Origin of the sequence: Streptomyces sp. NPDC053427 (genome assembly GCF_044544985.1) — a bacterium.
In the GTDB taxonomy this organism is placed as follows: Bacteria; Actinomycetota; Actinomycetes; order Streptomycetales; family Streptomycetaceae; genus Streptomyces.
The window spans coordinates 31797-49524 of record NZ_JBITYA010000021.1 but is presented as its reverse complement, the minus strand read 5'-3'; the positions used below and the strand labels follow the sequence as shown (position 1 = coordinate 49524).

Sequence of the window (17728 nt, the reverse complement as noted above, 5' to 3'; positions counted from 1 at the left end):
AACACCGCAGACTCATCCAACAACTGCGCACCCATACCCACCCACTGCGACCCCTGCCCCGGAAACACGAACACCGTCTTCCCACCGACATCGGCGACACCGTCGACGACGCCGTTCCGGGGCTGTCCGGCGGCCAACGCGGCTGTTCCGGCGATGAGTTCGTCCCGGTCGGCGCCGAGCACGACGGCCCGCCGTTCGTGCGTGCTGCGGGACGAGACCAGTGCGTGGCCGATGTCCTGGGGGCGTGGGCCGGGGTGGTGCGCGAGGTGGGACAGGAGAGCGGTGGCCTGGTCGCGCAGGGCCTGCTCGGTGTGGCCGGAGATGATCCACGGGAGCGTGCCGGGCACGGTGGCCGGGTCGGCCGGCGTTGCCTGACTGTCGGTCGCGTCGGCGGGCTCGGCAGGCTCGGGGGGCTCGGGGGCCTCTTCGAGGAGGGCGTGGGCGTTGGTGCCGCTGATGCCGAAGGAGGAGACGGCGGCCCGGCGCGGACGGTCCGTCCGGTGCCAGGGGGTCGCCTCGGTGAGCAGCCGCACGCCACCGGACTCCCAGTCGACGTGCGACGAGGGGGACGCGGCGTGCAGGGTACGCGGCAGGACGCCGCTGCGCAGCGCCATGACCATCTTGATGACGCCCGCGACACCGGCGGCGGCCTGGGTGTGGCCGATGTTGGACTTGAGGGAGCCGAGCCACAGCGGGTGCGCCGGGTCGCGGTCCTGGCCGTAGGTCGCGAGCAGGGCCTGTGCCTCGATGGGGTCGCCGAGCCTGGTGCCCGTGCCGTGCGCCTCGACGGCGTCGATGTCGGCGGCGGACAGGCCGGCCTGGGCGAGGGCCTGGCGGATGACGCGTTCCTGGGCGGGGCCGTTGGGGGCGGTGAGGCCGTTGGAGGCGCCGTCCTGGTTGATGGCGGAGCCGCGCAGGACCGCGAGGACGGGGTGCCCGTTGCGCCGCGCGTCGGAAAGGCGCTCGACGACGAGGACGCCGACGCCCTCGGCCCAGCCGGTGCCGTCGGCCTGGTCGGAGAACGCCTTGCAGCGGCCGTCGGGGGCGAGGCCGCCCTGTGCGCTGAACTCCACGAAGACGGAGGGTTCGGCGAGGAGGGTGACGCCGCCGACGACGGCGAGCGAGGACTCCCCGGCACGCAGCGACCGGGCGGCCATGTGCAGCGCCACCAGGGAGGACGAGCAGGCCGTGTCGACGGTGACGGCGGGGCCTTCGAGGCCGAGGGTGTAGGAGAGGCGGCCGGACAGGACGCTGGCGGCGGTGCCGGTCAGCGCGTGGCCGTGGAGTTCGCCCGCGGCGTCGGCGGACGGCGCGCCCCAGTGGTACGAGCCGACGAAGACGCCGGTCTGGCTGCCGTGCAGGGCGGTGGGGGCGATGCCCGCGCGCTCCAGTGCCTCCCAGGAGACTTCGAGCAGGAGGCGCTGCTGCGGGTCCATGGCAAGGGCCTCGCGGGGCGAGATACCGAAGAACCCGGCGTCGAATTCGGCTGCGTCGTAGAGGAATCCGCCTTCGTGCGTGGTGCTGCTTCCCTCGCCGCTTCCGGTCAATGCCTCCAGGTTCCAGCCGCGGTCGGCCGGAAATCCCGATATGGCGTCGCCACCGGATTCCACGAGTTCCCACAGGGATTCCGGAGAGTTCACCCCGCCGGGCAGTCGGCAACTCATTCCGACAATGGCAAGGGGCTCGTTGTCCCGGGATTCCAGCTCGCTGATCCGGCGATTAGCGCGGCGGAGATCGGAGGTGACCCGGCGAAGATATTCGACGATTTTTTCCTGCTGGCCTTGCTGACCTTGCCGGCCCTGCGGGTCCTGCTGATCCTGCGGGTTCTTTCGGTTCTGCTGGTCCTGCTGGCGTTCCGGCATCGGTCCGTCCTCGTCATCGGGTCGCGAACGAAAGCAACAATCGCTTTATGCGGTTTCGAACTCTTCATCGATGATGTCGAGCAGTCTGTCGACCGACACCGTGTCGATGTCCTCGTCCAGGGAGGGCACCTCTGCGGGTGAGTTCTGGTGGAGCGTGGAGCCAACCCGGTCCGGGTGGCCGGGCATCTGTGGCCGGGGGGCCGCTGCGGCGAGGAGTTCGCCGATGCGGCGGGCCGCCAGTTCCGGGGTGGGGAAGTTGAAGACGAGCGTGCTCGGCAGCCGCAGTCCGGTGAGGGCCGTGAGCCGGTCGCAGAGTTCGACGCCGGCCAGTGAGTCGAACCCGAGGTGCTTGAAGACGCCGCGCGCGCCGACGGCCCCGGGGCCCGGGTGCCCGAGGACGGCCGCCGCCTCGGTGCGTACCAGGTCGACGAGCCGGTGCTCGCGCTGCGCCGGTGGCAGGGCGGCGATCCGCTCGGCGAAGCTCTCCGGCCCGTCGGCACCCGGCGTGCTTGCGACGGGCGAACCGGGCCGGGCCGCGGTGGGACGGGCCGTCCTGCCTCCGGAGTCGGTGCGGGGGCACGGCACGGGCCGGGGCATGGTCCGTTCCCGGTCGGTGAGGGTGCGTACGACGACGGCGTCGGCGGTGAGGACCGGTGCGCCCTGCGGGTCGGCGGCGGTCAGCGTGACGGTGTCGTTCTCGCCGCGGACGATGCGGACGCGCAGGGCGGTGGCCCCGACGGCGTGCAGGCGCAGGCCGCGGAAGGCGACGGGAACCACGCCGTCGCCGGTCATGGCGCCGTGCCGGGCCGCTTCGAGGAGGGCCGGGTGGAGTCCGTAGGCCGCGGCGTCGGCGGCGATCCGCGGCGGCAGCTCCGCCTCGGCGAAGACCTCCTCGTCGCGGCGCCACATGGCACGCAGGCCGCGGAAGGCCGGCCCGTAGTCGAAGCCGTGGTCGGCGAGGCATCCGTAGTGGTCGTCGAGGTCGACCGGAACTGCGCCTTCCGGTGGCCAGGCACGGGCGGCGAAGGCGGTGTCGGGTGCCGGGCCGGACCGGCCCTCCGTGCCGAGGACGCCGGTTGCGTGCAGGGTCCAGGGTGCGCTCGGTGCGTCCTTGGTCCGGGAGTGGACGGTGACGGTGCGGCGGCGATGCGTGTCGTCGGCGGGTCCGACCCGCACCTGGAGGTGGAGGGCACCGCGGTCGGGCACGGCGGGCGGTCCGGTCACGTCGAGTGCGTGCAGGACGTCGCAGCCCGCCTCATCGCCCGCGCGGACCGCGAGCTCGACGAGGGCGGTGGCGGGCAGCAGGCAGCGGCCCCCGACGGCATGGTCGGCGAGCCAGGGGTGGCTGCGGGCGGCGAGGGCCCCCGAGCACACGGTGCCGGCGCCGTCGGCGAGAGGGACGACGGTGCCGAGCAGCGGATGGCCGGGCTCGCCGGTTCCGGTGTCGCCGGGACGCGGCGGGGTGGGCCAGTGGCGTACGTGCTGGAAGGCGTAGGTCGGCAGGTCGACGCGGCGGGCCGGGGTATCGGCGTAGAAGGCGCGCCAGTCGACGGGCAGACCCAGAGTGTGCAGACGGCCCAGGGCGCCGGCGAACGCGGTCTGCTCGGGCCGGTCCTTGCGCAGGGCGGGGACGACGTCGACGGCGGTGCCCGCGCCGAGGGTGTCGCGGGCCATCGCGGACAGGACGCCGCCGGGGCCGAGTTCGAGCAGGACGTCGATGCCCGCCTCGCTCAGGGCCGCGATGCCGTCGGCGAAGCGGACGGTCCCGCGGACGTGCCGCACCCAGTAGTCGGGAGTGGCGGCCCGGGTGCCGGCGAGGTCGCCGGTGAGGTTCGAGAGGAGCGGCAGGGCGGGTTCGTGGAAGGTGAGCCGGGTGACGACGTCGTGGAAGGCGTCCAGCATCGGTTCCATCAGCGGGGAGTGGAAGGCGTGCGAGACGGAGAGGCGGCTGGTGCGCCGGTTGCCGCCGCTGAAGTGCTCGGCGACCTTCAGGACGGCGTCCTCCTCGCCCGCGACGACGACGGACGTGGGGCCGTTGACGGCGGCCAGGGAGGCGTACGGGCCGAGCAGCGGCAGCACCTCGGCCTCGGTCGCCTCGACCGCGACCATGGCGCCGCCGGCCGGCAGGGCCTGCATGAGGGTCGCGCGGGCGGCGACCAGGCGGCAGGCGTCCTCCAGGGAGAACACGCCCGCGACATGTGCGGCGGCGATCTCACCGATCGAGTGTCCGCCGACGACGTCGGGGCGCAGGCCGAGCGACTCCATGAGCCGGTACAGGGCGACCTCGACGGCGAACAGGGCGGGCTGGGCCCAGCCGGTGCGGTTCAGCTCGTCGGCGTCGTCGCCCCACAGGACGGCGCGTACGGGGCGTTCGAGGTGCCGGTCGAGGGAGTGCAGGACGGTGTCGAGTGCGTCGGCGAACACCGGGAAGCGGGCGGCCAGTTCGCGGCCCATGCCGAGGCGCTGGCTGCCTTGGCCGGAGAAGAGGACGGCGGTGGTGCGCTCGCGGGCCTCGCCGCGGACGTCCTCCGTGATGCGGTCCGCGCCCGGGAACAGGACGGCGCGGTGCCGTAGGGCGGCCCGTCCGGTCGCCAGGGAGTGGGCGACGTCCAGCGGGTCGAGGCCGGGCCGCTCGTGGGCGAAGGCGCGCAACCGGGCCAGTTGCGCGTCGAGGGCTTCCGGTGAAGCGCCGGAGACGACCCAGGGCGCGGCGGTGGGGCGGGGGGTGCCGTAGGCAGCGGGCTCGTCGATGCAGCCCTCGGCCGGGGCCTCTTCGACGATGACGTGGGCGTTGGTGCCGCTGATGCCGAAGGAGGAGACGGCGGCGCGGCGCGGCCGGCCGGTGTCGGGCCAGGCCGTCTGCTCGGTGAGAAGTTCGACCGCGCCCGCGGACCAGTCCACCTGCGACGAGGGGGCGTCGACGTGGAGCGTCCGCGGCATCAGGCCGTGACGCAGGGCGAGGACGGTCTTGATGAATCCGCCGACTCCCGCGGCGGCCTGGGCGTGGCCGATGTTCGACTTGAGGGAGCCCAGCCGCAGCGGCCGTTCCGGCTCGCGGCCCTGCCCGTACGTGGCGAGCAGGGCCCGCGCCTCGATCGGGTCGCCGAGTCGGGTGCCGGTGCCGTGCGCCTCGACGAGGTCGACGTCGGCGGGGCCGAGTCCGGCGTCGGTGAGGGCGTCCCGGATGACGCGTTCCTGGGCCGCTCCGCTCGGGGAGGTGAGACCGCTGGAGGCGCCGTCCTGGTTGACGGCGGAGCCGCGCAGCACGGCGAGGACGGGGTGCCCCGCGGCGCGGGCGGTGGACAGCCGCTCGAGCACGACGATGCCGACGCCCTCGGCCCAGGCGGTGCCGTCGGCCTCGTCCGAGAAGGCCTTGCACCGGCCGTCGGGGGCGAGGCCGCCCTGCCGGGTGTAGCTCACGAAGCCGACGGGGGTGGACATGACGGTGACGCCGCCGGCGAGGGCGGTGGTGCATTCGCCCGCGCGCAGCGAGCGCGCCGCCCAGTGCAGGGCGACGAGGGACGAGGAGGACGCCGTGTCCACGGTGACGGCGGGGCCTTCGAGGCCGAGGAGGTAGGCGAGACGGCCGGAGGCGAGGCTCGGCGACAGTCCGGTCAGGGCGTGCCCGGCCAGGTCGTCGGGCGACGCCTGGGTGACGGCGGCGTAGTCCTGGCCGTTGGTGCCGACGAACACGCCGGTGCGGCTGCCGCGCAGGGAGTGCGGGTCGATCCCGGCTCGTTCGACGGCTTCCCAGGAGGTCTCCAGGACGAGGCGCTGCTGGGGGTCGGTGGAGGCGGCTTCACGGGGTGACATGCCGAAGAAGGCGGCGTCGAAGTCGGCGGCCCCGTCGAGGAATCCGCCGTCGCGGGTCACGCTGCGCCCCGGCCCGTCGCCGGTGAGCGCGGCCAGGTCCCAGCCGCGGTCGTCGGGGAAGCCGGTCATCGCGTCGCGGCCGGAGCGCACCAGCTCCCACAGATCGTCCGGGCCGCGTACGCCGCCCGGATAGCGGCAGGCCATTGCGACGACCACTACCGGGTCCTCGTCGACTCCGAGCGTCATGCCTCGCTCACCCCTGCGGAAAAGTCGGTCCTCCAACACCCCTGCGTGCCGGATCGTATGGGCGCAAGGGCTGTACTTTTCCCTAAGGAATGAGAAAGGTCCGCCACGGACAATGGCCGCACGGCCCCACAAACACCTGCCGCGATACGAAGACTAGGGAATCCCCGGCCCGTGATGTGAGACGAAGTTACTGTCCCGCTTCACCACGGGCGGCGGCTCGATGAAGGCGGTCACTCGGCGACCGGCCGTGTGTGTAGGTGTGATGCGCGGGCCGAGCGGCCCGCCATTTTCCGAAGGGTGTTGCCCATGGGCGCGAATCCGCGGCCGATTCTGTTCGTCAGTTATGCCGAAAGCGGTCTGCTCAATCCACTCCTGGTCCTGGCGGAGGAATTGTCGCGACGCGGGGTGGCGGACCTGTGGTTCGCGGCGGACGAGAAGGCGCGCGGCGAGGTCGAGGCCGCGGGCGTGGACAGTGCGGTGCGGTTCGCCTCGCTCGGCGAGACCGTTTCGCAGATGTCGGCGGTCACCTGGGACGACGAGACGTACGCGGAGGTGACGCAGCGGTCCCGGTTCAAGGCCCACCGCGCCGTCATCAAGCACTCGTTCGCGCCCCGGTCGCGGATCGGGAAGTACCGGGCTCTCGAAAAGATCGTCGAGGAGGTCCGGCCGGCGCTGATGGTGATCGAGAGCATGTGCCAGTTCGGCCATGAGCTGGCGATCACCAAAAGCATTCCGTTCGTCCTGGGCGTGCCGTTCGTGCCGAGCAATGTGCTGACGTCCCATGTGCCGTTCGCCGCGTCGTACACACCGTCCGGCTTCCCGGTGCCGCACTCGGGTCTGCCGGGCGTGATGACGTTCCGGCAGCGTATCGAGAACGAGCTGTTCCGCGTCCGTACGCTGGGGATGTTCATGACGTCCTCGGTGCGCAAGGTCGTCGAGGAGGACAACCGGATCCGCACCGAGCTGGGCATTGCGCCCAAGGCCCGGCAGATGATGGCGCGGATCGACCACGCCGAGATGGTGCTGTGCTACTCGGTTCCGGAGCTGGACTACCCGTTCCCGATGCACGAGAAGATGCGGCTGGTCGGCACGATGGTGCCGCCGCTGCCGCAGGCGCCGGAGGACGACGGTCTCTCGGACTGGCTGTCGGAGCAGAAGTCCGTGGTGTACATGGGCTTCGGCACCGTTACGCGACTGACGCGCGAGCAGGTCGGATCGCTGGTGGACGTCGCCCGGCGACTGGCGGCCGCCGGTCACCAGGTGCTGTGGAAACTGCCGCGCAGCCAGCAGGAGTTGCTGCCGCCCGCCGAAGAGCTCCCGGACGGTCTGCGCATCGAGAGCTGGGTGCCGTCGCAGCTCGATGTGCTGGCCCATCCGAACGTGAAGGTCTTCTTCACGCACGCCGGCGGCAACGGCTACCACGAGGGCCTGTATTTCGGTAAGCCGCTGGTGGTACGGCCGTTGTGGGTGGACTGCGACGACCAGGCCGTGCGCGGACAGGACTTCGGGGTGAGCCTGACGCTGGACCGGCCGGAGACCGTCGATGCGGACGACGTGCTGGACAAGATCACCCGCGTGCTCGACGAGCCTTCCTTCACCGAGCGCGCGGAGCACTTCGCCGGCCTGCTGCACGACGCCGGCGGCCGCGCCGCGGCGGCGGACCTGCTGCTCGGCCTCCCCGCCCTGGCAACCCACTGACCAAGGAGCGCAGACTCATGTCCTACGCCTATCCGGTGTCCATGCCCTATCTGGCCGGTCGGGAACTCCAGTATGTGACGGAGGCCGTCAGCGGCGGCTGGATCTCGTCGCAGGGGCCCTACGTCAAGAAGTTCGAGGCGGCGTTCGCCGTGTACCACGACATGCCGCACGGCGTCGCCTGTTCCTCGGGGACGACCGCGCTCACGCTGGCACTGCGTGCGCTCGGCGTCGGCCCCGGTGACGAGGTGATCGTCCCGGAGTTCACGATGATCGCCTCCGCGTGGTCGGTCACCTACACCGGTGCGACCCCGGTGTTCGTGGACTGCGGGGACGATCTGAACATCGACGTCGCCCGCATCGAGGAGAAGATCACCCCCCGTACCAAGGTGATCATGCCGGTGCACATCTACGGCCGGCAGTGCGACATGGCCGCCGTCATGGACCTGGCCCACGAGTACAACCTGCGGGTCGTGGAGGACTCCGCCGAGGCGCACGGGGTGCGGCCGATCGGTGACATCGCCTGCTTCTCGCTCTTCGCCAACAAGATCATCACAGCCGGCGAGGGCGGCGTCTGCCTCACCCGCGACGCACATCTGGCCGAGCAGATGGCGCATCTGCGGGCCATGGCCTTCACGAAGGACCACAGCTTCCTGCACAAGAAGCTGGCCTACAACTTCCGGATGACGAACATGCAGGCCGCGGTCGCGCTCGCCCAGACCGAGCAGCTCGACCAGATCCTCGCGACCCGCCGCGACATCGAAAAGCGCTACGACGAGGCGCTGCGCGACATTCCCGGCATCACCTTGATGCCGCCCCGGGACGTGCTGTGGATGTACGACCTGCGTGCCGAGCGCCGTGCGGAGCTGTGCGCGTACCTCGCCGACGAGGGCATCGAGACCCGCGTGTTCTTCAAGCCGATGAGCCGCCAGCCGGGCTATCTCGACGAGAACTGGTCCTCGCTGAACGCCAGTCGGTTCAGCGCCGACGGCTTCTACCTGCCGACGCACACCGGACTGACCGCGCAGGACCAGGAGTTCATCACCGGCCGGATCCGCGCGTTCTACGGAGCGGCATGAGTACGGGGGCCGAGGAGATGACCGCCGCGCCGGGCTGCCCGGTTGCCTTCCCGCTGCGCAAGCCGGGCCGGGCCTTCCCGCCGCCGGAGTACCACGACTACCGCGCGGGCGAGGGCCTGGTCCGCTCCGCGCTGCCCAGCGGCCCCGTCTGGCTGGTGACGCGGCACGAGGACGTACGGGCCGTGCTGACCGATCCCCGGATCAGCGCCGACCCGTCGAAGCCCGGGTTCCCGAAGGCGGGCCGCACCGGCGGAGCGCCGTCGCAGGACGAGGTGCCGGGCTGGTTCGTCGCGCTCGATCCGCCGGAGCACGGCCGGTTCCGTAAGACGCTGATCCCCGAGTTCACCGTCCGCAAAGTGCGGGAGATGCGTCCGGCCATCCAGCGGATCGTCGACGAGCGGATCGACGCGATGCTGGCCGCGGGAAGCCGGGCGGATCTGATCGCGGACTTCGCGCTGCCCGTGCCCTCGCTGGTGATCGCCGGCCTGCTCGGGGTGCCCCGCGCGGACCGTGATTTCTTCGAGGCCAGGACCCGCGTCCTGGTGACGCTCAGCTCGACCGACGAGGAGCGTGACGCGGCCTCCAAGGCGCTGCTGCGCTACCTGGGCCGCCTCATCCGGATCAAGGAGCGCCGTCCGGGCGACGACCTGATCAGCCGGCTCATCGCGGCGGGCACCCTGTCGCTGCAGGAGCTGTCAGGGGTCTCCATGCTGCTGCTGATCGCCGGTCACGAGACGACCGCGAACAACATCGGGCTCGGCGTGGTGCAGCTGCTCACCAATCCGCAGTGGATCGGCGACAACCGGGTGGTGGAGGAGCTCCTGCGCTACTACTCGGTGGCCGACCTGGTGGCGTTCCGCGTGGCCGTCGAGGACGTGGAGATCGGCGGCCAGCTGATCCGGGCCGGCGAGGGCATCGTGCCGCTGATCGCCGCGGCCAACCACGACGGCGAGGTCTTCGCGGCACCGGACGGCTTCGATCCGGAGCGCTCGGCGCGTTCGCATGTCGCGTTCGGCTACGGCGTGCACCAGTGTCTGGGCCAGAACCTGGTGCGGGTCGAGATGGAGATCGCCTACCGCTCCCTCTTCGCGCGCATCCCCTCCCTCGAACTGGCCGTGCCCGTCGAGGAGTTGCCGGTCAAGTACGACGGGGTGCTGTTCGGCCTGCACGAGCTGCCCGTCCGCTGGAAGTGAGCCCCCCATGATCCGCCGGACGGGCTCCCAGGCGCCGAAGCCGGCCCGATCACCGGGCTCCCCGGCACACCCCCTCGGAGGAATGGAGGAACGATGGTACGCATCAGCGTGGACACCCACCGCTGTGTCGGCTCCGGACAGTGCGTCCTGACCGCGTCGAAGGTGTTCGACCAGAACGAGGACGGTCTGGTGACCGTCCTCGTCGAACCGGCCGACCCCACCGCGCTGGACGGCGCCCGCGAAGCGGCGGCGGTCTGCCCGTCCGGCGCGATCACCGTCGTGGACGGCTGAGCGGACCGGACGGCCACGCATGAGGGCGCCCACCCGGCCGGGTGGGCGCCCTCATGCATGCGCGGCAGGCGCGGCTACCAGGTGACGGGCAGTTCCGTGAGACCGGCGGAGAGCTGGCCGGACAGTACCCGCAGCTCCTCGACGGGATGTGTCAGCCGCAGTTCGGGCAGCCGCGTGAACAGCAGCGTGTAGGCGGTCTTGAGCTGCATCCGGGCCAGCGGCGCGCCGATGCAGTGCCACATGCCGTGGCCGAACGTCAGATGGGGGTTGGCGGTCCGCCCGATGTCGAAGACCTCGGGTTCGTCGAAGACCTGCCGGTCGAAGTTGACGAGGGTGAAGTCCAGCAGGATCAGGTCGCCGGTCCTGATGGTGACGTCGCCGATCTCCACGTCGCCGGTGGCGTACCGCGGCAGGACGGAACCGCCGGCCTTCGCGGACCGCAGGATCTCCTCGATGCCGCCGCGCATCACCTTCTCGTCGGCCAGCGCGGCCTTGAGCTGGTCCGGGTACCGGGTGAACAGCACGACGCCCAGGTCGATGTGGCTGGCGACGCTGTCCAGACCGGCGAACAGCAGCCCGGCGGCGATGGGGCCGATGCGCTCGTCGGACGGCACGTCGACGCACAGCCGCGAGATGACGTCGTCCTCCGGTTCGGCGCGCTTGCGGCAGGCCAGCTCGACGAGCAGCCCGAACAGCTCGGCCTGCCTCTCCTGGACGCTCGCCGCATCGTCCAGCTCCCCCATCTTCGTGAGGACGGCGACGAGTCGGCCCTGCTCCTCGGCGGGGATCCCGATGAGCGCGCACAGCACGGACAGGGAGAACGGCAGCGAGAACCGGCCGTGCAGATCGGCGGGTTTGCCCTGGGCGACGAAGTGCGCGAGGACGCCCTCGGCGATCGCTTCCACCTTCGGCAGGAGGTCGAGGACGCGGCGGGCGGAGAACTGCGGCGCCAGCAGCCGGCGCATCTCGGTGTGCAGGGCGCGGGCGACGTCGGCGTCGTCGGTGACGAGCAGGTCGAGGAACGGGTTCTGCACATAGCGCGGCGCGTTGGCCGGGTCGGCGTGCGCGCGGGCCAGGCGCTCGTCGTGCAGCAGCTGCTTGAGTTCGGCGTGCCGGGTGACGAGCCAGCCCTCGTCGCCCGCGGGGGTGCGGACCTTGCACACGGGGGCCTTGCTCTGAAGGTCGCGCAGCAGCGGGCTGAGCTGGAGGACGGGCGGCACCTCGGCCTTGAGGGAGGGTAGTTCGGGCGATGTGGTCATGGCGGGCGGTCTCCTGGGGACGACGGTGGTGCCGGTGGTGCCGGTGTGCGAGGGCCCGGCCGGGTGCGGGGGAATGGACGCCGGCCGGGCCCGGTCTCAGGCCGTGGGGTCCGGCAGGTCGGCGAGCCATCGTTCAATGGCCTGCGCGGTCAGCGCGGAGTGCTCCATGGCGAGGGAGAGGTGGTTGGCCTCGATGTCGCGGACCTCGTCGGCGGGGACGGCCGAGGTGTCGAGCCGGAAGCCGTCGACGTCCTGCGTCGCGCGCACCAGGAGCGTCGGCGCGGTCGTGGCCGGCGCCTCGATGTCGGTCATCGCCATGAACCAGTGGGCCATGGCCGACATCCGGGCGCTGTTGAGCGTCACGGACGGGGAGTCGATGTCGGCGAGGTAGAACCTGGTGGTGCGGTCGAGGTCGTTGCCCTCGGCGGCGCCGTAGCGGATGGACGCGGTGTCGAGCAGGACGACCGATTCCGGCCTGACGCCCCAGATGTCTTCCAGCACACCGGCCGCGAGGTAGGCGAGCGAGCCGCCGGTGGAGTGGCCGACCATGACGAACGGTTCGCCGTCGCTGGCCATCAGGACGCTCTCGGCGACGATACGGGCCGCGGCGTCGCTGGTGGCGGGCAGCAGCTCGCCGGGCGCGAATCCCATCAGGGGCAGCGCGGACACTCGGCGCTTGCCCCGGAAGTGGGCGGCGATCCGCGCGTACTGGTGGACGCCGCCGGTGGCACCCGGCGCGCTGACGAAGATCAGCCGCGGGGTGCCGGGGCCGTCGGCAAGGGTGACCGGCTCGGACAGCTCCTCCAGATCCGCCGGGGTCTCGAAGGTGGGCCGGGTGTTGGCGACCGCCTTCAGCATCCGCATGCCCTCGACGAGCTTGCCGGCGCGCACCGCGCCGTAGAACAGGCCCTCCAGTGTGTCGTCGGCGTGCTGCGAGGGGCGCGCCACGGCGGGCGTGGTGCCGGTGGCGGCGCCGGGCTCGGGGCGCTCGCCCAGTTCCTGGTGGAGCCAGCGGGCCAGTTCGACGGGGGTCTTGTTGTCGAGGACGACCGAGGTCGGCAGGCGCAGGCCGAGGATCTCGGCGAGCTGGTTGCGCAGGCTGACGGAGACCAGGGAGTCGAAGCCCAGCTCCAGGAAGCCGCGTTCGGGGTCGATGGCGGCGGGGTCGGGGTGGCCGAGGAGCCCGGCGGAGTAGCCGACGACCAGCTCGGTGAGCAGCTTCTGCCGTCCCGCCGGGTCCAGGTGGCGCAGTCGCTCGCGCACGGTGACCGGTGAGCGGCCGGCGTCGGCCGCGGTCCTGCGGGTGCGCGGCACCAGGTCGCGCCAGAGCGCGGGCAGCGCCTGCTGCACCTGGAGCCCGGCGATGTTGATGCGGCTGGGCACGATCACCGGTTCGGGGCGGGCGGTGGCGGCGTCGAACAGGGCGAGTCCGTCCTCGATGCTCAGCGGCGGCATACCGCCGCGCGCCATGCGCTCCAGGTCGAGGTCGCTGACGGAGCCGGTCATACCGCTCCCCCGTCCCCACGGGCCCCAGGCGAGCGACACGGCGGGCAGCCCCTGCCCGGTGCGGTACCGGGCGAGTGCGTCGAGACAGGCGTTGGCGGCGGCGTAGTTGCCCTGGCCGGGGCTGCCGAGGACGCCGGAGACCGAGGAGTACAGGACGAAGGCGGCCAGGTCGAGCCCGCGCGTCGCCTCGTGCAGATGCCAAGCGCCGTCGGCCTTCGGCCGCCGGACGGTGCGCAGCAGTTCGGGGGTGAGCGAGCCGATGAGCGCGTCGTCGAGGACGCCGGCGGTGTGCACGACCGCGGTCAGTGGGTGTGCGGCCGGTACGGACGCCACGAGCGCGTCGACGGCCGCGCGGTCGCCGACGTCGCAGGCGGCGAGGGTCACCTCGGCGCCCAGGGCGGCCAGTTCGGCCACGAGCTCCTGGGCGCCCGGTGCTTCGGGGCCGCGGCGGCCGGCGAGCAGCAGGTGCCGGGCACCGCGCGCGGTGACCAGGTGGCGGGCGAGTGCCGCGCCGAGGCCGCCGGTGCCGCCGGTGATCAGGACGGTGCCGTCCGGATTCCACGCGGGCGCGGTCTCCGCGGCCGGCTCGGCCAGCCGGGCCAGGCGTGCGGCGCGGACGGAGTGGTTGCGGACCACGAGCTGCTGCTCGTCGAGGGTGAGGAGGTCCGGCAGGACGCCGGCGGACAGGAACGCGTCGTCCAGGTCGACGAGGAGCAGGCTTCCGGGGTTCTCGGTCTGGGCGGAGCGCACCAGGCCCCAGACGGCCGCTCCCGCGAGGTCGGTGACGTCCTCGCCGTCCATGGCGACGGCGCCGCGGGTGACGAAGACGAGGCGGGCACCGGACAGGCGGGGTTCCGCCAGCCACTCCTGGAGCAGTTCCAGGACGCGGGAGGTCAGGGCGTGCACGGCGTCGGGTCCGGCGTCGGCGGCGCCGACGACGGGCACGAGGAAGACGTCGGGGGCGATGCCGGTGTCGCCGATGGCTCCGCCGAGCGAGTCCGCGTAGGCGCTGACGGTCTCGGCGGCTCGGTGCATCGCGTAGCCGAGGTCGAGTTCGTCGGCGCCGATGACGGCCCAACGGGTGCCGGTGGCGCGGGCGGAGGGGGTGACGGGCACCCAGTTCAGGGTGAACAGGTCGCCGCGTCCGGTGCGGCCGGTCGGCGCGGTCTGCGGGGAGCCCTGGACGGCGCCGAGGGTGAGCGCTTCGGCGGTCAGGACGGGCCCGCCCTCGACGTCGACGGCGCTGAGGGAGACGGCGTCGGGCCCTTCGGTGGCCAGGCGGACGCGCAGGGCGGTGGCGCCGGTGGCGTGCAGCGCCAGGCCGGTGAAGCCGGTCGGCTCGACGGCACCGTCGCCGTCGCCGTAGAGCGCCGCGGCGGCGTGGAGGGCACCGGCGAGGAGCGCCGGGTGGATGCCGTAGGAGCCGTCGGGGCCGGTGGCGGCGGGCAGTTGGAGGTCGGCGAAGACTTCGCCCTCGCGGCGCCACAGGCCGGTGAGGCCGCGCGGCAGCGGGCCGTGGGGGTGGCCGGGGCACTCCTCCAGGGGGACGGGGCGGGCGTCGCGCGGCGGCCACTCCGCGGTGTCGAAGCCGACCGGGTCCGTGTCGGCGGCGGTGGCCAGGACGCCTCGGGCGTATGCGGTCCAGGGGGCGTCGTCCCGGTCCGCGGGGCGGGCGTGCACGGTGAGTGGCCGTTGCCCGGAGTCGTCGGCGGCGCCGACGCGCACCTGGAGGGTGACGGCGTCGCGGTCGTCGAGCGCGAGCGGGGCGAGCAGGTCGAGCTGCGCCACGCGCGGGGTGCCGCTCAGGTCGCCGGCGCGCAGGGCGAGTTCGGCGAGGACGGCGCCGGGCACGGTGGTGCGGCCGTCGGCGCGGTGGTCGGCGAGCCACGGGTGGGACCGGGGCGCCAGGCGGCCGGTGAGGACGGTCTCGTCGCAGTCGGCGAGGACGACGGCCGCGCCGAGCAGCGGGTGTCCGGCGGCCGTCAGCCCCAGGCCCGCGGGATCGCCGGTGCTGGCGCGTAGCGTCGGCCAGTAGCGCGCACGCTGGAAGGCGTACGTCGGCAGGTCCACGGGGTCGGCCCGGGGGTCGTGGGTCCCGGCGAACACGGCGTCCCAGTCGATGGCCGCGCCGTGCGTGTAGAGGGCGCCGAGGGCGCCGAGCACCGTGGTCTCCTCCGGTTGCTGCTTGCTCAGGGCGGGGACGGCGGTGAGGTCCGGGTCCTGGACGTTCTCGCGTACGAGAGCCGACAGGACGCCGTCGGGGCCGAGTTCGAGGAAGGTCCGCACGCCGCGGTCGGCGAGGGTGCGTACGCCGTCGCCGAAGCGGACCGCCTGGCGGGCGTGGCGCACCCAGTAGTGCGCGGTGGCCAGTTCCTCGGCGGCGGCGAGGCCGCCGGTGAGGTTCGAGACGACGGGGATCGCCGGGGCGGCGAAGGTGAGGTCCCCGACGGCCTTCTCGAACGCGTCGAGCATGGGGTCCATGAGCGGCGAGTGGAAGGCGTGGCTCACGGAGAGGCGGGTGGTGCGGCGGTCCAGTGCCGTGAAGTGCGCGGTGACGGCCAGGACGGCGTCCTCGTCGCCGGAGACGACGACGGACTCGGGGCCGTTGACCGCGGCGATCGCCACACGGTCGCCGAGCAGCGGGCGGACCTCCTCCTCGGTGGCCCGCAGCGCGACCATCGCGCCGCCCCGCGGCAGGCCCCGCATCAGCGTGGCGCGGGCGGCGACCAGTGTGCAGGCGTCCTCCAGGGACAGGACGCCCGCGACGTGCGCGGCGGTGATCTCGCCGACGGAGTGCCCGGCGACGTAATCGGGCCGCATGCCCCAGGAGGCCAGCAGGCGGTACAGCGCGACCTCGACCGCGAACAGCGCGGGCTGGGTGTGGCCGGTGTCGTCGAGCCGTACGGGGTCCTCGCCCCAGATGACGTCGCGCAGCGAGTGGCCGAGCCGGTCGTCGAGAAGGGCGAGGGTTTCGTCGAGGGCGGCGGCGAACACCGGGTAACGGGCGTGCAGTTCGCGTCCCATGCCCAGGCGCTGCGAGCCCTGGCCGGAGAAGAGGACGGCGAGGCTGCCGCGGTCGCCGGTGGCCGTCCTGCCGCGCGCGGCCTCGACGAGGGTGCCGCCCTCGGCGACCAGGAGTGCGCGGTGCTCGAAGGCGGTACGGGTGGTGGCGAGCGCGGCGCCGATGCGGGCCGCGTTCGCGCCGGGCGTGGTGGCGAGCGCGCGGACGCGCTCCAGCTGGGCGTCGAGGGCGGCGGCGCTGCGGGCGGACACCGGCCACGGCACGGCGCGCGGGGTGACACGGGGCTGCGGTGCGGCGGCCGGTTCGTCCGTCCCGGCGGGCGCCGGTTCGGCCGCGGACGTCTCCTCGGCGGCGGGTGCCTCTTCGAGGATGACATGGGCGTTGGTACCGCTGATGCCGAACGACGACACCCCGGCGCGGCGCACCCGTGCGCCGCCGGGCCATGCGAGTGGTTCGGTGAGCAGCCGTACGTCACCGGAGTCCCAGTCGACGTGCGAGGACGGGGCGTCGATGTGGAGGGTCTGCGGCAGCAGGCCGTGGCGCAGGGCCAGCACCATCTTGATGACGCCCGCGACACCGGCGGCGGCCTGCATGTGACCGAGGTTGGACTTGACCGAGCCGAGGCGCAGCGGATGCTCCGGGTCGCGTTCCTGGCCGTACGTGGCGAGCAGCGCGCCGGCCTCGATGGGGTCGCCGAGCGCGGTGCCGGTGCCGTGCGCCTCCACCGCGTCGACATCGGCCGGGGAGAGCCCGGCGCCGGCCAGGGCCTGGCGGATGACGCGCTGCTGGGACGGGCCGTTCGGGGCGCTGAGGCCGTTGGACGCGCCGTCCTGGTTGACGGCGGAGCCGCGCAGCACGGCGAGCACGGGGTGGCCGTTGCGCCGTGCGTCGGAGAGACGCTCGACGAGGAGCATGCCCACGCCCTCGGACCAGCCGGTGCCGTCCGCATCGTCGGAGAACGCCTTGCAGCGGCCGTCGGGGGCCAGGCCGCCCTGGAGGCTGAACCCGGCAAAGCTCGACGACGTCGTCATGACGGTGACGCCGCCGGCCAGGGCGAGGCCGCATTCGCCCGCGCGGACGGCCTGGGCGGCCAGGTGCAGGGTCACCAGGGACGACGAGCAGGCCGTGTCGAGGGTGACGGCGGGGCCTTCGAGTCCGAGGACGAAGGAGAGGCGGCCGGACATCACGCTGGGGGCGAGGCCGTTGCCCGCGTAGCCGCCCATGTCGTCCTGGGCGGCGAGGACCAGGTGGGCGTAGTCCTGGGAGTTGGTGCCGACGAAGACGCCAGTGCGGCTGCCGCGCAGCCCGGCCGGGTCGATACCGGACCGTTCGACGGCCTCCCACGCGGTCTCCAGCAGAAGACGCTGCTGCGGGTCCATCGCCAGCGCCTCGCGCGGCGAGATGTCGAAGAAGCCCGGGTCGAAGTCGGCCGCCTCGTGCAGGAATCCTCCTTCCTGTGTGGCGCTGCGGCCCGGTCCGTCGCCGGCCAGGGCGTCCAGGTCCCAGCCGCGGTCGGCCGGGAACGGGGAGATGGCGTCGCGGCCGGCGGCCAGCAGCTCCCACAGGTCCTCCGGGGAACGCACCCCGCCCGGGAAGCGGCAGGCCATGCCGACGATCGCCACGGGTTCGTGGCGGCCCGCCTCGGCCTCCTGGAGGCGTCGCCGGGTCTGGTGGAGATCCGACGTGACCCACTTCAGGTATGCGACGAGCTTCTGTTCGTCGGGCATCGTCCGTGCACCTTCCTCAGATTCCTCAGATGTTT

General features: G+C 72.9%; 7 protein-coding genes and 1 pseudogene. 4 read left to right on the top strand and 4 right to left on the bottom strand.

The window, feature by feature from the left end; all coding sequences use genetic code 11:
• Both ACIGWZ_RS38475 and ACIGWZ_RS38470 read right to left on the bottom strand, forming a co-directional pair.
• Nucleotides 1-1862: type I polyketide synthase (locus tag ACIGWZ_RS38475; RefSeq protein WP_400072543.1), on the bottom strand; the 1862-nt coding region annotated here is incomplete at its 3' end.
• Nucleotides 1863-1907: 45 nt separating this feature from the next.
• Nucleotides 1908-5909: pseudogene (locus tag ACIGWZ_RS38470) on the bottom strand (type I polyketide synthase); the annotation flags it as partial.
• A 318-nt stretch (nt 5910-6227) separates the two neighbouring features.
• On the opposite strand from ACIGWZ_RS38470, the gene ACIGWZ_RS38465 reads away from it, so the two are divergent.
• From ACIGWZ_RS38465 to ACIGWZ_RS38450, 4 genes are all read left to right on the top strand, one after another.
• On the top strand, nt 6228-7619 hold the full coding sequence (locus ACIGWZ_RS38465) for a glycosyltransferase (RefSeq protein WP_400072541.1): 1392 nt from the start codon (nt 6228-6230) through the stop codon (nt 7617-7619).
• A gap of 17 nt (nt 7620-7636) precedes the next feature.
• The gene (locus ACIGWZ_RS38460) at nt 7637-8695 is read left to right on the top strand and encodes a DegT/DnrJ/EryC1/StrS family aminotransferase (RefSeq protein WP_400072539.1); all 1059 of its coding nucleotides are present in this window, start codon (nt 7637-7639) and stop codon (nt 8693-8695) included.
• Complete coding sequence (locus tag ACIGWZ_RS38455; RefSeq protein WP_400072537.1) at nt 8692-9888, top strand: cytochrome P450; 1197 nt, start codon at nt 8692-8694, stop codon at nt 9886-9888. The genes ACIGWZ_RS38460 and ACIGWZ_RS38455 overlap by 4 nt, the downstream gene beginning before the upstream one ends.
• Before the next feature lie 93 nt (nt 9889-9981).
• Nucleotides 9982-10179, top strand: a complete 198-nt coding sequence (locus tag ACIGWZ_RS38450; RefSeq protein ID WP_400072536.1) for a ferredoxin — start codon at nt 9982-9984, stop codon at nt 10177-10179.
• Nucleotides 10180-10253: 74 nt separating this feature from the next.
• Here ACIGWZ_RS38450 and ACIGWZ_RS38445 read toward each other — a convergent pair whose 3' ends face one another.
• Together ACIGWZ_RS38445 and ACIGWZ_RS38440 are read right to left on the bottom strand one after the other, a co-directional pair.
• A complete protein-coding gene (locus tag ACIGWZ_RS38445) occupies nt 10254-11438 on the bottom strand; it encodes a cytochrome P450 (protein WP_400072534.1) in 1185 nt (394 codons plus the stop codon).
• 96 nt (nt 11439-11534) lie between these two features.
• Nucleotides 11535-17663, bottom strand: a complete 6129-nt coding sequence (locus ACIGWZ_RS38440) for a type I polyketide synthase (protein ID WP_400072545.1) — start codon at nt 17661-17663, stop codon at nt 11535-11537.
• Between the last annotated feature and the right edge of the window lie 65 nt (nt 17664-17728).